This is a genomic window from Pseudomonas rhodesiae (genome assembly GCF_007858255.1).
Classification (GTDB): Bacteria; Pseudomonadota; Gammaproteobacteria; order Pseudomonadales; family Pseudomonadaceae; genus Aquipseudomonas; species Aquipseudomonas rhodesiae.
In genome coordinates this window covers 1-12,417 of record NZ_VFEU01000041.1, presented here as the reverse complement: position 1 = coordinate 12,417, position 12,417 = coordinate 1, and the positions used below count along the sequence as shown (strand labels likewise).

At 56.6% G+C, this 12,417-nt stretch carries 15 protein-coding genes, 1 tRNA gene and 1 pseudogene; 13 read left to right on the top strand and 4 right to left on the bottom strand.

Annotated features, from left to right (window positions below; translation table 11 throughout):
* The first annotated feature begins 588 nt into the window (after nt 1-588).
* Together FIV35_RS28230 and FIV35_RS28225 are read left to right on the top strand one after the other, a co-directional pair.
* Nucleotides 589-1,338: a carbon-nitrogen hydrolase family protein gene (locus tag FIV35_RS28230; RefSeq protein ID WP_034137763.1), complete on the top strand. Its 750-nt coding sequence runs from the start codon at nt 589-591 to the stop codon at nt 1,336-1,338.
* Nucleotides 1,339-1,770, top strand: a complete 432-nt coding sequence (locus tag FIV35_RS28225; RefSeq protein ID WP_034137764.1) for a GNAT family N-acetyltransferase — start codon at nt 1,339-1,341, stop codon at nt 1,768-1,770. It begins immediately after the preceding gene.
* Nucleotides 1,771-1,805: 35 nt separating this feature from the next.
* On the opposite strand, the gene FIV35_RS28220 is transcribed toward FIV35_RS28225, so the two are convergent.
* A complete protein-coding gene (locus FIV35_RS28220) occupies nt 1,806-2,045 on the bottom strand; it encodes a DNA-binding protein (RefSeq protein WP_034097254.1) in 240 nt (79 codons plus the stop codon).
* An 82-nt stretch (nt 2,046-2,127) separates the two neighbouring features.
* Here FIV35_RS28220 and FIV35_RS28215 point away from each other — a divergent pair, with 82 nt between their 5' ends.
* From FIV35_RS28215 to FIV35_RS28185, 8 genes are all read left to right on the top strand, one after another.
* The gene (locus FIV35_RS28215; protein ID WP_034097256.1) at nt 2,128-2,493 is read left to right on the top strand and encodes a helix-turn-helix domain-containing protein; all 366 of its coding nucleotides are present in this window, start codon (nt 2,128-2,130) and stop codon (nt 2,491-2,493) included.
* Nucleotides 2,494-2,644: 151 nt separating this feature from the next.
* On the top strand, nt 2,645-3,286 hold the full coding sequence (gene gacA, locus FIV35_RS28210; protein ID WP_003190387.1) for a response regulator transcription factor GacA: 642 nt from the start codon (nt 2,645-2,647) through the stop codon (nt 3,284-3,286).
* A 1-nt stretch (nt 3,287) separates the two neighbouring features.
* A complete protein-coding gene (gene uvrC / locus FIV35_RS28205; protein WP_034137765.1) occupies nt 3,288-5,111 on the top strand; it encodes an excinuclease ABC subunit UvrC in 1,824 nt (607 codons plus the stop codon).
* Nucleotides 5,112-5,143: 32 nt separating this feature from the next.
* Nucleotides 5,144-5,704 carry a CDP-diacylglycerol--glycerol-3-phosphate 3-phosphatidyltransferase gene (gene pgsA, locus FIV35_RS28200; RefSeq protein WP_034137766.1) on the top strand — a complete coding sequence of 187 codons (561 nt, stop codon included), beginning with the start codon at nt 5,144-5,146 and terminating at the stop codon, nt 5,702-5,704.
* 63 nt (nt 5,705-5,767) lie between these two features.
* Nucleotides 5,768-5,843 (top strand) — tRNA-Gly (locus tag FIV35_RS28195).
* Between the two features lie 223 nt (nt 5,844-6,066).
* Nucleotides 6,067-6,252, top strand: a complete 186-nt coding sequence (locus FIV35_RS30425; RefSeq protein ID WP_376782700.1) for an Arm DNA-binding domain-containing protein — start codon at nt 6,067-6,069, stop codon at nt 6,250-6,252.
* Entirely contained in the window at nt 6,219-6,983 is a 765-nt protein-coding gene (locus FIV35_RS28190) for a tyrosine-type recombinase/integrase (RefSeq protein WP_377732200.1), read from the top strand. The genes FIV35_RS30425 and FIV35_RS28190 overlap by 34 nt, the downstream gene beginning before the upstream one ends.
* 400 nt (nt 6,984-7,383) lie before the next feature.
* Nucleotides 7,384-7,620: a hypothetical protein gene (locus tag FIV35_RS28185; protein ID WP_034137767.1), complete on the top strand. Its 237-nt coding sequence runs from the start codon at nt 7,384-7,386 to the stop codon at nt 7,618-7,620.
* Nucleotides 7,621-7,668: 48 nt separating this feature from the next.
* Here the strand turns inward: FIV35_RS28185 and FIV35_RS28180 are convergent, their stop codons facing one another.
* On the bottom strand, nt 7,669-8,607 hold the full coding sequence (locus FIV35_RS28180; RefSeq protein ID WP_034137768.1) for a LysR family transcriptional regulator: 939 nt from the start codon (nt 8,605-8,607) through the stop codon (nt 7,669-7,671).
* 295 nt (nt 8,608-8,902) lie between these two features.
* Here FIV35_RS28180 and FIV35_RS28175 point away from each other — a divergent pair, with 295 nt between their 5' ends.
* Nucleotides 8,903-9,748: an SDR family NAD(P)-dependent oxidoreductase gene (locus FIV35_RS28175; protein ID WP_034137769.1), complete on the top strand. Its 846-nt coding sequence runs from the start codon at nt 8,903-8,905 to the stop codon at nt 9,746-9,748.
* A 2-nt stretch (nt 9,749-9,750) separates the two neighbouring features.
* On the top strand, nt 9,751-10,635 hold the full coding sequence (locus tag FIV35_RS28170; protein ID WP_034137770.1) for an SMP-30/gluconolactonase/LRE family protein: 885 nt from the start codon (nt 9,751-9,753) through the stop codon (nt 10,633-10,635).
* Between the two features lie 11 nt (nt 10,636-10,646).
* On the opposite strand, the gene FIV35_RS28165 is transcribed toward FIV35_RS28170, so the two are convergent.
* On the bottom strand, nt 10,647-10,799 hold the full coding sequence (locus FIV35_RS28165) for a hypothetical protein (protein ID WP_231980920.1): 153 nt from the start codon (nt 10,797-10,799) through the stop codon (nt 10,647-10,649).
* Between the two features lie 166 nt (nt 10,800-10,965).
* On the opposite strand from FIV35_RS28165, the gene FIV35_RS28160 reads away from it, so the two are divergent.
* Complete coding sequence (locus FIV35_RS28160) at nt 10,966-11,586, top strand: TetR/AcrR family transcriptional regulator (RefSeq protein WP_034137771.1); 621 nt, start codon at nt 10,966-10,968, stop codon at nt 11,584-11,586.
* Nucleotides 11,587-11,799: 213 nt separating this feature from the next.
* On the opposite strand, the pseudogene FIV35_RS28155 reads toward FIV35_RS28160, so the two are convergent.
* Nucleotides 11,800-12,309, bottom strand: a pseudogene (locus FIV35_RS28155) (TolC family protein); the annotation flags it as partial.
* Nucleotides 12,310-12,417 lie beyond the last annotated feature (108 nt).

The window sequence follows — 12,417 nt, the reverse complement described above, 5'->3', positions numbered from 1 at the left end:
TTCCCGCGCTCGGCCCTACAAGGGGGTTCGACAATTGGCCATATCGGCGATGTGTGTTGGTTTGCCACCCATAGGTGACCGATCGGAGGCGGCAGGCTGTCCCGAGCGGAGCTGGCTAAATCGCCATGCGGTGCAAGTGTCGTAGCGGTAATAGGTGGCGTAGTTCATGTCGTGCTTCCTGTTAAGTGTTCGTGATCAAGCAAAAAGAATAAGGGCCAGAAAAAACAAAACCCCCGGTCGGGGAGCCGACCGGGGGTTAGATTTCTCTGGCAGGCGACCCCTTGAGTAGTGGCCGCCGATTTCAGGTATCAGGCGCGCCAGTGGCTAAACCAATACCCAAAATAAAAGCTGACAGGTGCGCTCGAACCGTTCACGCAGGCGACCGACACCGAACGCATGGCGCTGGCGGCTAGGCATACCTGAGGGTGGGCGAGTTGCAACATGTTATGTCTCCAAACGATGGCGGGAGCTTACTAGAGACGCGCGATGGGATTCAATCGGTAATTTCTATTGCATGAAGGGACTTACCGCTATGGGGGAGTGCCGATATGCTGGTAACACGTTACGACTGATTATTCGGACACCCCCATGACGGCCTTGACTCTTGCTGCGGCTCAATCGATTTCCGTCCCCGGCGATGTGCCTGCCAACATCCGCAGGCACATGGCATTTATGCAGGTGGCGGCAGAACAGGGCGTACAACTGCTGATATTCCCTGAGCTGTCGCTGACCGGTTATGAGCCTTCGCTCGCGGCCGACTTGGCCATCGCACCAGACGCTGCGCAACTGACGCCTTTGCGCGTAATGGCCAGGGAGCTTGGACTGACCGTCGTGGTGGGGATGCCGATCCGGATGGCCCCCGATGCCGGTGTCATGATTGGCGCACTGGTATTGGGAGCGGATGGTTCCCGGGCGGTCTACACCAAGCAGCACCTGCATCCAGGCGAAGAAGTGGCGTTTGTCCCGGGGCAGGGCGGTGTGGCCTTAGCGTTCGGGGATGACCGCATCGCTTTGTCGGTATGTGCGGACTTCACTCATGCCAGGCATGCGCGTGCCGCCGCTGAAGCGGGCGCGAATGTCTATGCCGCCAGCGTGCTGATCAGTGAAGGCGGTTATGCAAAGGATTGTGCACAGTTGCAAACTTACGCCGCCGAATATCGTTTGCTGGTGTTGATGGCCAATCATGGTGGCCCATCGGGGGGCTGGGATTGTGCTGGCCGTAGCGCAATCTGGTCCGCCGATGGCCGATTGCTTGCCGCTGTGCCTGGCGTGGGCGAGGCACTCTTGGTGGCGCGCCGCAATAACGACGTGTGGGCTGGCCACGTAGTGGCGCTCTGAATGATGTTTAACCTGCGCGCCGCCACGGACAATGACCGAACTTTCGCCCGAACCCTGACCTACGAGGCGATGAGCCGCTACTACCAGCAGTATGGTTTGCTGTGGTCCAACGATGGCTTTGATGTGGCGTGGGGCGGTCGCGAAAACTGGCTGATCTGCCGCGAGGCTTCAGTTTTGGGCTTTATCAGCTTGAGCCGCGACAGCAAGGCTCTCTACATCCGTGAGCTGCATATGCTCGAAGGCTGTCGTGGGCTGGGCGCCGGCAGTTGGGTGTTGCAGCAAATGGCCCTGAAGGCGCAATCCTTGGGGCTATTGCGATTGACCGTATTCAAAACCAACCCGGCGCGCAGGCTGTATCAGCGCATGGGGTTGAGCATTGTTGGCGAAGAGGATTGCTTCTGGCGCATGGAGCGCGTCTGTCGTCCAAGCTAAACAGTGCGTGTAAACCTAATAAGCGCATACTGGCCTCAGGAGTCGACTTCCTGATCGTTGTTTTGGCCATCAGCTTCAGAAAGGATGATCCCTTCTTTCATGCCCAAAAGGACCGCTACCTTATGGGCTTCTCCACGTCGCCCCTTTTTGCGCCCAGCGAGCACTTGATAGGTGGTTGCCGGATCTACGCCATGTTCACGGGCGAACGCTTGAACTGACTTTCCTTGATGTTCCAGCCAGGCCTTGGCTTGTGCAGCAGTACGAATTCCGGGCATAGTTCAAAACCGTTCAAGTTCGTTTAACGAAGAGATGAAGGTGTCACCTCTTGGGGTGTGCCAACCAGGATCATACATCCAAATGAGTGGAATCGGTTCGCGTTTGAGGCAAGAAAGAGAGCGACTTGGCCTGTCGCAGAAAGTTTTTGGTGAAATTGGAGGTGTCGAAGCCAATGCACAAGGTAAATACGAAAGCGGCGGGCGCGCGCCTAAAGCCGATTATTTGTCACGCGTCGCTGCAAGAGGCGTGGATGTGCTCTATGTATTGACTGGCACCGCCACGCCCCTTCAACTCGATAATTTGAGCCAGATCGAAGAGAAAGTATTGGGTGACTACCGCGCGATGTTCAAGGAGGACCAAGATGCAATTCGTCGCCTCACCTCCACCTTGGCCGAACACAGCGCTTCAGTGAACGGAAAATCCAAGGTCCAGCCCTCGGATTCCTGACCTTTCGTCCAGCAATTGCGGCTATCCGCCCCTCGACGGATGGCCTTTGCTTATCCAACGTCCATATATATGACGCGTGCAGCTAGGTCTGCGCCTTGGTTTTTTGCTAAGGTGTTCAGCAACCTATAAGACCATATCGCGAGGTGTCTGCTTGATTAGGGTGCTAGTAGTCGATGACCATGATCTCGTTCGTACAGGCATTACACGAATGCTGGCTGACATCGACGGCCTGCAAGTAGTCGGTCAGGCCGAGTCGGGGGAGGAGTCCCTGATCAAGGCCCGGGAGTTGAAACCCGATGTGGTATTGATGGACGTCAAGATGCCAGGCATCGGCGGTCTGGGTGCCACCACCAAATTGCTGCGCAGCCATCCGGATATCAAGGTCGTGGTGGTGACTGTGTGCGAGGAAGACCCGTTCCCCACGCGCTTGCTGCAGGCCGGCGCGGCCGGTTACCTGACCAAGGGCGCCGGCTTGGCGGAAATGGTGCAAGCCATTCGTTTGGTGTTTGCCGGTCAGCGCTATATCAGCCCGCAGATTGCCCAGCAGTTAGCTATCAAATCGTTCCAACCCACCAGCGATTCGCCGTTCGACGCCTTGTCTGAGCGGGAAATCCAGATCGCTTTGATGATCGTCGGCTGCCAGAAAGTGCAGACGATCTCCGACAAGCTGTGCCTGTCGCCCAAGACCGTCAACACCTACCGTTATCGCATCTTTGAGAAGCTCGCCATCAGCAGTGATGTTGAATTGACCCTGCTCGCGGTGCGCCACGGCATGGTGGACGCCAGCGCCTGACATGACCACGCCGTTTGATCCCAGCGCCTTTCTTTCGACGTGCAGCGGCCGCCCCGGCGTGTACCGCATGTTCGACACCGAGGCGCGCCTGCTTTATGTGGGCAAAGCCAAGAACCTGAAGAACCGCCTGTCGAGCTACTTTCGCAAGACCGGACTCGCGCCGAAAACTGCGGCCCTGGTGGCGCGTATCGCTCAGGTCGAAACCACCATCACCGCCAACGAAACCGAAGCGCTGTTGCTTGAGCAGACGCTGATCAAGGAGTGGCGGCCCCCCTATAACATCCTGCTGCGGGATGATAAGTCTTACCCGTACGTATTCCTGTCCGACGGCAACTTCCCACGCCTGAGTATTCATCGCGGGGCCAAGAAGCAGAAGGGCAAGTACTTCGGGCCGTATCCCAGCGCGGGGGCGATTCGTGAAAGCCTGAGCCTGCTGCAAAAAACCTTTTTTGTGCGCCAGTGCGAAGACAGCTTCTACAAAAACCGCACGCGGCCTTGCTTGCAATACCAGATCAAGCGCTGCAAGGCGCCCTGTGTGGGGCTGGTGGAGCCGGCGGAGTATGCCGAGGATGTGCGCCATTCGGTGATGTTCCTCGAAGGTCGCAGCAACGCGCTCACCGATGAGTTGTCAGCGGCCATGGAGCAGGCGGCCAGTGCCCTGGATTTCGAGCGGGCTGCCGAACTGCGCGACCAGATCTCGTTGCTACGGCGGGTGCAGGACCAGCAGAGCATGGAAGGTGGCAGTGGCGATGTCGATGTGATCGCCGCGTTCGTCAACCCGGGCGGCGCGTGTGTGCACCTGATCAGCGTGCGGGGCGGGCGGGTTCTGGGCAGTAAGAATTTCTTTCCGCAGACCGGTATCGACGAGGACGTGGCCGAAGTCATGGCGGCGTTTCTGGGTCAGTACTATGTCAGCAGTCCGGAGCGCGACTTGCCTTCGGAACTGATTGTCAACGTGGTCCATGAAGACTTCCCCGCACTGATCGAAGCCATTCACGAACTGCGCGGCCGCGAGCTGGATATCAGCCATCGCGTGCGTGGCACGCGTGCGCGTTGGCAGCAACTGGCGGTGACCAATGCCGAGCAGGCCCTGAGTGCGCGCCTGGCCAATCGACAGCATGTTGCCGCACGCTTCGATGCTTTGGCCGAGGTGCTCAACCTGGACGAACCACCGCAGCGCCTTGAGTGCTATGACATCAGCCACTCCAGCGGCGAAGCCACTGTGGCCTCCTGCGTGGTGTTTGGGCCGGAAGGGCCGATCAAGTCCGATTACCGACGCTACAACATTGAAGGGGTCACCGCCGGCGACGACTACGCGGCCATGCATCAGGCCCTCACACGGCGCTTCAGTAAATTGAAGGATGGCGAGGGCAAACTCCCTGACATCCTGTTGGTGGATGGTGGCAAGGGCCAACTCTCCATGGCCCGTGACGTACTCAACGAACTGGCGGTACCCGACCTGATCCTGCTGGGTGTCGCCAAGGGCACCACGCGCAAGGCCGGTTTTGAAACGTTGTACTTGAATGATGCTGCCCATGAGTTCACTTTGAAAGGTGACTCGCCGGCCCTGCATTTGATCCAGCAGATCCGCGACGAAGCTCACCGTTTCGCCATTACCGGCCATCGCGCCCGCCGTGGCAAAACTCGACGAACCTCAACCCTGGAAGGGGTTGCGGGGGTGGGCCCGACGCGCCGCCGCGACTTGCTTAAACATTTTGGTGGCTTGCAGGAGCTGTCCCGTGCCAGCATTGACGAGATAGCCAAAGCACCCGGTATCAGTAAAAAGCTTGCTGAGTTGATTTATGCGAATCTGCACAGCGAATAGAATGCCTTTCCACCTCGTAGCCAGTTGTGCCGATGAATATCCCTAATCTGATTACCGTTCTACGCGTCCTGCTCATCCCGATTTTTATTTTGCTGTTTTATTTGCCCTACCAATGGAGCTACGTGGCCTCAAGTTCGGTATTCGCCTTCGCGGCAGCGACCGACTGGCTCGATGGCTACCTGGCGCGGCGCCTGGAGCAGAGCACGCCGTTCGGCGCATTCCTCGATCCCGTGGCCGACAAGCTGATGGTGGCTGTGGCCCTGGTGCTGCTGGTACAAGAGCATGGCAACCTGTGGCTCACGTTGCCGGCCGCCGTGATCATCGGTCGCGAGATCGTGGTGTCGGCCCTGCGTGAATGGATGGCCGAAATCGGCGCCCGCGCCCACGTTGCGGTCTCCAACATGGGCAAGTGGAAAACCGCCGCGCAGATGCTTGCCCTGGTGATCCTGCTGGCCAATCCGTCGCATTTCACCTTTTGGGTCCTGTTGGGCTACGCCTTACTGCTCATCGCCGCTGGCCTCACCTTGTGGTCCATGCTCCAATATTTACGCGCCGCCTGGCCTCATCTGCGCACCACCGTTGAAAAGAAATAAAACATTTTTGAATCAAGGGGTTGACGGGTGATGAGGATTCTATAGAATGCGCACCACCAAGACGCGGGAATAGCTCAGTTGGTAGAGCACGACCTTGCCAAGGTCGGGGTCGCGAGTTCGAGTCTCGTTTCCCGCTCCAAACATAGATCCACAGATGTCCGCTGGACGCTGGGATCCACGAAATAGACGCTTAGGCGTCTTTTTTCGTTTCTGCGGAAAACCACTGAAAACCAGGGTGATCCAGTACGTTTAAGTACCTTTTTGAGTACCTTTTTCCGGGAAGACTCAAATTCGTATTGTTGATGGATCCTCTCAGGTCGCCAGACGAGCATCGGGTGCTGACTCTCTAACAGGAGCTCACCATGCCTCTCTCAGATATGGCAATTCGGCACGCCCGACCTACAGATAAAAACTACACCATTGGCGATTTTGACGGCTTGTCACTCATGGTGACTGCCGCTGGCAAAAAGCGATGGTTGTTCCGTTTTTATTGGGAAGGCCAGCAAACCGAAAAATGTCCTTCGGCAGCTACCCAGCAGTCAGTCTGAAACAAGCACGTGAATGGCGTGATGACGCGCGCAAACTGCTTGCTCAGAATATAAACCCTTGTGAACACCGTAAGCAGCAGCGCCTTGAGGCGGAGGATGAAGGAAAACATACCTTCCAAGCGGTCTACGACGAGTGGATCAACTTCCGCCGCCTGAGCTTGAACGAAGGTCGTCAAAGCACGCTGTCACAGATCCTCAGGGTCTTCAAAAAGGACGTCCTGCCCACCCTGGTCGAGCGCCCTATCAAAAACATCACCCGCCACGACCTGCTGGCCATCCTCAGCGCCATCGAGCAACGCAAAGCTTTCACCATGGCTGAAAAGTGCCGAACCTGGTTCAACCAGTTGTTTCGTTACGCCCTGGTAAAAGTCGAAGGTATGGAACTCAATCCTGCCTCAGACCTTGACGTTGTCGCGCTGCCCAAACCACCCGTCACCAACAATCCTTATCTGCTGATGGAACGGTTGCCCGACCTACTGACGGCCATTCGAAAATACAGCGGTCACCTTCAAACCAAACTGGGATTGCGCCTGCTCTTATTGACCGGCGTTCGCACCGGCGAGTTGCGCTACGCCACACCCGATCAGTTTGATCTGGAAAAACAGCTCTGGGCGAAACCAGAACCGAGTTGGTCGTCCGCTTTTGAGGTAGACATCCAGACAAAGCCCAAGCGTTTTCTGGCGCTGTCACGAGATGGAGATAGATGGCATCACCGACCACAATTTTTCTGACATGTCCGCTTATGGCCGATTGTGTTGAAAAAGTCAGTTTTCCCAAAACACTCGAATATTAATGTATGAAAACACCTCTGTTGCCCGCTGCTACGTGAGATCCGAGTACTGAACCTTCTGCCAAAAATTCAGATTTCAATCTCAGGCGCGTACTTTTCTGGCGTGGAATTCGAGGCCGACTGTTTTCAACAGAATCGGCCAAAAGCGGTCACTCCGCATGCCTACGAAGCCAGGGGCGATTCAGGTGTCGCCGAAAACATAAAAACTGTACGCCCGAAAGTCACATCCCCTCATGGAACTTCCCGAAAAAATGATGTCAATTTGATTGCTCGTTACAGCAACAAGATTATCTTGGATCAGTCAGCGTCAGGCTATTTCCTGAGACCCCATGGAAAGAGTGATGAGAGCCATCATTGCGATGTTATTGATGTTGAGTACCTACGCTCATGCTAGTTGCGGCAGCATCAGTGACAGCGATCAACGCGCTTATTGCGAGGCCAAAACCAATGGCCAAAGCTGCGGCAATATCCGGGACAACGACCTTCGGGCCAGTTGCTCGGCGGAAATGAACGGCCAAAGCTGCGGCAACATTCAAGACAACAACTTGCGTAACGAGTGTGATGCCATAAAGCATTGATCTCCGAATCACGCATGACCAGCCGCTCTTCATCGATCCGCTGGCGCTCTAACTGATCTGGGCGGCGATCATCCCCTCGACCCGGGGAGCGGCGTTGAAGTCCAGCATGGAAATGAAGCTGTCCATCAACGGTGATTCGTTGTGGGTGTTCCAGCTCATGTACAGGCCGATGGCCGGGTTGGCGGAGGCTGTCACGGGGTAGATCCGGCGAAACAGGACCTTGTCGCGCATGATTGAGTTGGCAATCGACTCAGGCACCAGGGCAACGCCAAAACCACAGGCTACCAAGCCGATCAAGGTATGGATCTGCGCTGCCTCCTGCACTACTTTGGGGTAAAAACCGGCGGCCTCACACAAGGCGATCAGCTGACTGTGATAGCCGGTGCCCAGGGCTTCGGGGGTGAATACGAAGTCTTCCCCAGCAAAATCCCTCAAGTCGATCGGACCTTCCTTCGCCTTCGGGTGATGGGCGGGCAGCGCCATCACGATCTCTTCGTCGAGCAACAGGCGTGACTCAACGTTTTCCGCCGAGATCGGCAACTTGCGCATAAAGGCAATATCCGCTTCCCCGGACAAAATAGCTTTGGCCTGGCTGGAAGAGGACATCTCCTTGATGATCAACTGGACTTTGGGGTGGGTCTCGCGGAACTGGCGCAGGGTGCTGAGCAGCGACTCATAGTAGGCGATCGACACCGCAGTCACTGTGAGTTTGCCGGCAATACCCTCGGATACTTGGCGTGCGTGTTCGATGCCCAGCTCCAACTCTTTCAATGTGCTGTAGGCAGCGTTCAGAAACGCACCGCCGGCGGGGGTCAGCTTGACCCCGCGTTTATTACGCGTGAACAGACTGAACCCCAGTTTGTCTTCCAGCCGATTGATGGCTTGGCTCAACGGAGGCTGGGCCATATGCAGGCGAATGGCGGCCTTGTGGAAATGCAGCTCTTCAGCCACGGCGATGAATTGACGTAGCAGACGGGTTTCGATCATTTCTTCTGTTCCTTCATTTGAACTGATCTGTGGACTGGGCGAGGCAATGTTACCTGTAAACAGGCGCTCGACAGGGTAAGTTGAACTTCGGACCTAAAGCTTGCAAGTGCTGTCGAGCAGGCCTGAATGCCGTGGGGAAGTGTCGGGGTGGGCCTTTAGGGGGGTAAACGCCAACGATTCATTCGCGTTGAGCGTCAACTTGATACGAGCCAAGTATCAACTTGCGCCGCCGTTAGTATTAAACAGCGTGAATATCCCTTGTTAAGGTGAGGTGGCACTCAAGAGGAAACAGCCAATGAACTTTACAGGAAAGACGGCAGTTGTAACGGGCGCTGGCCGAGGGCTCGGTTTTAGTTATGCGCAGGCGCTAGCCACGCTGGGCGCCAATGTCCTGATCAGTGATATCGGCGCAGACAAGCTGGGCGCCGGGGGCGATGGCTCCATCGCCATGGAGGCTGCGCAAACCCTCAGGGACAAAGGTTTGAACGTGGTGGGGCATCATGGCGACTTGTCCAGTGAACAGGGTTGCGAGCAATTGGTGGCAACGGCCATCCAGACGTTTGGCCAACTCGACATCTTGATTCACAACGCCGGTTGGGTCGGTTATCAGGCGATTGAAGAGGCCGATACAACATTCATCGGCCGCGCGGTGGATATCAATATCTATACCCCCGTGTGGTTATGCAAACATGCCTGGAAACACCTCAAAAAGTCTGCTGCCCCACGGGTCGTGCTGACGTCATCCGACCGCGCGATGTACCAGCAATATGCCCAACCGGGCCTGGTGGCGTATGCCGCCGGCAAGATGGCGCAACTGGGCATCATGAATGCGCTGAGCATGGAAGGCACGGATGCGGGCATCCTCGTCAATGCGGTATCCCCAGTGGCCAAGACCCGCATGTGGGGCGTGACGGGCGAACCGGAGAACCTCAAGCCTGAGTGGGTGACGCCTGGCGTGGTGTTTCTGGCGTCGCAGCATTGCCAGGACTCCGGTTATGTCCTGCGTGCCAGCAATGGGCAGTTTACGGCGACGCGGTTTGTCGAAAACCCAGGTGTCGACTACCCCGTCGACTTGGCCCGAATTAAGGCCACCAGTGCCGAACAAGTTGCTCAGCTTTGGGACCAAATTAAGGAGCATTGAATATGCCTGCTCAGGAAGAGCTCAAACTGTTTTCAGCGTGCCAGGCCGATCTGGGTGAAAGCCCGGTCTGGGATGAAGCCCATCAGTGCCTGCTGTTCGTGGACATCAGTGGCGGTCAGATCAATGCCCTGAACCAACATGGCCGCCTGACGCGGCTGTATGAGTCGCCTGCGCGCATCGGCGCCCTGGCATTGACTGAAAAGGGCAACCTGATTTTCAGCCAGAATGCTGGCGTTGCCATCCTCGACCGCACCAGCCTACGGGTCACCCAGAACTCAAAACTGGCCATTACGCTGTCGTCCTATCGCTTCAATGATGGTGCGTGCGACCCCCAAGGCCGCTTCATCACCGGGTTGATGGATGAAGGTCACAGCGGCAATACGGGCAAGCTCTATCGCTACGATGCCGGCCTTAACGCCTCGGTCATATTGGACGGCATCAGCCTGCCCAACGGACTGGCATGGACAAGTAAGGGCGACGAGTTGTTGTTCGTAGACTCGGTAGCGCGCACTCTCTACCGCGCTCCTTATTCAGCGAACGGCAACGCTCTACAAAAGTTATCGGTGTTCGCCAGGACGCCGGAAGAACTGGGCCGACCGGACGGCCTGGCGCTGGATATCGAGGATAACCTGTGGGTTTGCCAATTCAACGGAGGCTGCCTGCTGCAGTACGACCGCAATGGGGTCCTGTTGCAGACGTTGTCGGTGCCGGTGCCACGCCCCACCAGTTGCTGCTTTGGCGGGCCGGATATGCGCACCTTGTTCATTACCACCGCCAAATTCGGCATGTCGGCGACCGAACACGCGGACTATCCGGCGGCGGGTAATATCTACAGTATCCGGTTGCCGGTGCCCGGGCGGCCGCGCCACCGTTTCAAGGAGCTCTAATCGCACAGGCATCAGGGACGTGGAACGCCGGCAGGTATCCGTGAATAGTCGGTCAACGCCATCACCTTTTCCTGAATCTGACCCATCATTGCGCCGTGCTCCGCGGCGCTTTTTTCTTTGATGGCGGACCATTCCTGGTCAGCCATCAGGTTTACCCAACCCATGCGCTTCCATCCGCCCATCTGATCAGATAGACAAGCTCAGTACCGTGGTTCTGGAAAGCTTGGGAGTGGGGCGGGTTTGTGTAATATCGATGGAGCAAGTCTGGGTGACAAAAGGATAATTTGGTCACTCGTTGTCAAGCGCATTTCGGGTGCGTAAGCTAGCCGCATGAACAAGACAACCATCGCTTCCACGAGCATCCGTGGTCCTGCCGATCATGAAATCCGGAACCAGATCGTCGCAGCGGCCAATCAGCACTTCAGTCAATACGGCTATAGCAAAACCACGGTTTCCGATCTGGCGAAGGCGATCGGGTTTTCCAAGGCGTACATCTACAAGTTTTTTGATTCCAAGCAGGCGATTGGTGAAGCTATCTGTGCCAATTGCCTGGCGCAAATGATCGCGGCAGTGGAGCAGGAAATTAATGTTGGTGGCCTCACGCCGACCGAGCGTTTACGACGCTTGTTGAAAACGCTGGTGGCTACCGGTGTGAACTTGTTCTTCAGTGAGCGAAAACTCTATGACATCGCTGCTTTTGCAGCGTCTGAAAACTGGCCTTGCGCTCAGCAATACGATGCCTTGATCAGGGACTTCGTCGTGCAGATTGTGCGTGAAGGGCGAGAGCTCGGCGAGTTTGAACGCAAAACGCCGTTGGACGAAACAGTCGATGCAATCCACCTGGCGCTACGGCCTTTCGTCAATCCGTTGCTATTGCAGTACAACCTTGATGTCGTCGAGGTGGCTCCGGTCCTCACCTCCAATCTCATTCTGCGTAGCTTGATGCCGTGAGCCCACGCCAGATCCTGTATATCTTTTTGCGCTGATATCAACGTCTAGTCTGCGGGTAAACACTGCCCAACTGGGCCTGTCCGCTTGCCAATAATGTGACTGTTTGTGGGAGTGGTCACATTAATAAACAGGACATGCCTATCCTTGAGGGATCACCCTCAAGCAGCGCTGTTGCAATCAACGACTCATGGGGGCGGATCTTCCGGTCGCTCGTCACCTGAGCGGATATCGACTCGTCAGTTGGGTATCCGAAGGCTGCCAGCCGCCGCCCAGTGCCCTGAACGTGGCGACGGCCGCGCGTGCCGATTCGGTCTGTGCCTGTGCCCGAGCGTCGGAAGCCTGAAGCAAGGTCTCGTCAGCGTGCAGGACGTCAATCAAGCTCGCCGTGCCTTTCTCATAAGCAATGAACGACGATTGGCGAGCTTGAGTCAGCGACGTCTCGCCTCCCATGAGGGTGGTGGCTTGGGCGTCCCGATTGACCAGCGAGGAGAGCGCGTTCTCGACGTCCTCGGTGGCGCGCAGCACGGATTGACGGTAAGCGGCCAGGGCTTCGGCTTCCTGTCCCTTGGCTTGGTCGATTTGGGCGTTGATGCGACCGAAATCGAACAGTCTCCAGCGCAGTCCCAGTACGCCAGCCGATTGACTGGCGCCGCCGGAAAAAAGATTGCCTGCGGACACCGCCGTCGCGCTCCCCAGTAGCGCACTTAGGGATGGTCTGAAGTAGCCATGTATTTCCCCGGCATACCACCTAGCGCAACTTTTAAACTCGCCAAATGATCAAAAAACAATCAATTCGACGAGTATTTCTTACGTTTTCGCCACCCGGACCCC

Excerpts from the sequence above, each read along its gene's own strand:
- FIV35_RS28230 (WP_034137763.1), top strand. The coding sequence starts at position 589 with ATGACGGCCTTGACTCTTGCTGCGGCTCAATCGATTTCCGTCCCCGGC.
- FIV35_RS28225 (WP_034137764.1), top strand. The coding sequence starts at position 1,339 with ATGATGTTTAACCTGCGCGCCGCCACGGACAATGACCGAACTTTCGCC.
- FIV35_RS28220 (WP_034097254.1), bottom strand. The coding sequence starts at position 2,045 with ATGCCCGGAATTCGTACTGCTGCACAAGCCAAGGCCTGGCTGGAACAT.
- FIV35_RS28215 (WP_034097256.1), top strand. The coding sequence starts at position 2,128 with ATGAGTGGAATCGGTTCGCGTTTGAGGCAAGAAAGAGAGCGACTTGGC.
- uvrC (WP_034137765.1), top strand. The coding sequence starts at position 3,288 with ATGACCACGCCGTTTGATCCCAGCGCCTTTCTTTCGACGTGCAGCGGC.
- pgsA (WP_034137766.1), top strand. The coding sequence starts at position 5,144 with ATGAATATCCCTAATCTGATTACCGTTCTACGCGTCCTGCTCATCCCG.
- FIV35_RS30425 (WP_376782700.1), top strand. The coding sequence starts at position 6,067 with ATGCCTCTCTCAGATATGGCAATTCGGCACGCCCGACCTACAGATAAA.
- FIV35_RS28190 (WP_377732200.1), top strand. The coding sequence starts at position 6,219 with ATGTCCTTCGGCAGCTACCCAGCAGTCAGTCTGAAACAAGCACGTGAA.
- FIV35_RS28185 (WP_034137767.1), top strand. The coding sequence starts at position 7,384 with ATGAGAGCCATCATTGCGATGTTATTGATGTTGAGTACCTACGCTCAT.
- FIV35_RS28180 (WP_034137768.1), bottom strand. The coding sequence starts at position 8,607 with ATGATCGAAACCCGTCTGCTACGTCAATTCATCGCCGTGGCTGAAGAG.
- FIV35_RS28175 (WP_034137769.1), top strand. The coding sequence starts at position 8,903 with ATGAACTTTACAGGAAAGACGGCAGTTGTAACGGGCGCTGGCCGAGGG.
- FIV35_RS28170 (WP_034137770.1), top strand. The coding sequence starts at position 9,751 with ATGCCTGCTCAGGAAGAGCTCAAACTGTTTTCAGCGTGCCAGGCCGAT.
- FIV35_RS28165 (WP_231980920.1), bottom strand. The coding sequence starts at position 10,799 with ATGGGTTGGGTAAACCTGATGGCTGACCAGGAATGGTCCGCCATCAAA.
- FIV35_RS28160 (WP_034137771.1), top strand. The coding sequence starts at position 10,966 with ATGAACAAGACAACCATCGCTTCCACGAGCATCCGTGGTCCTGCCGAT.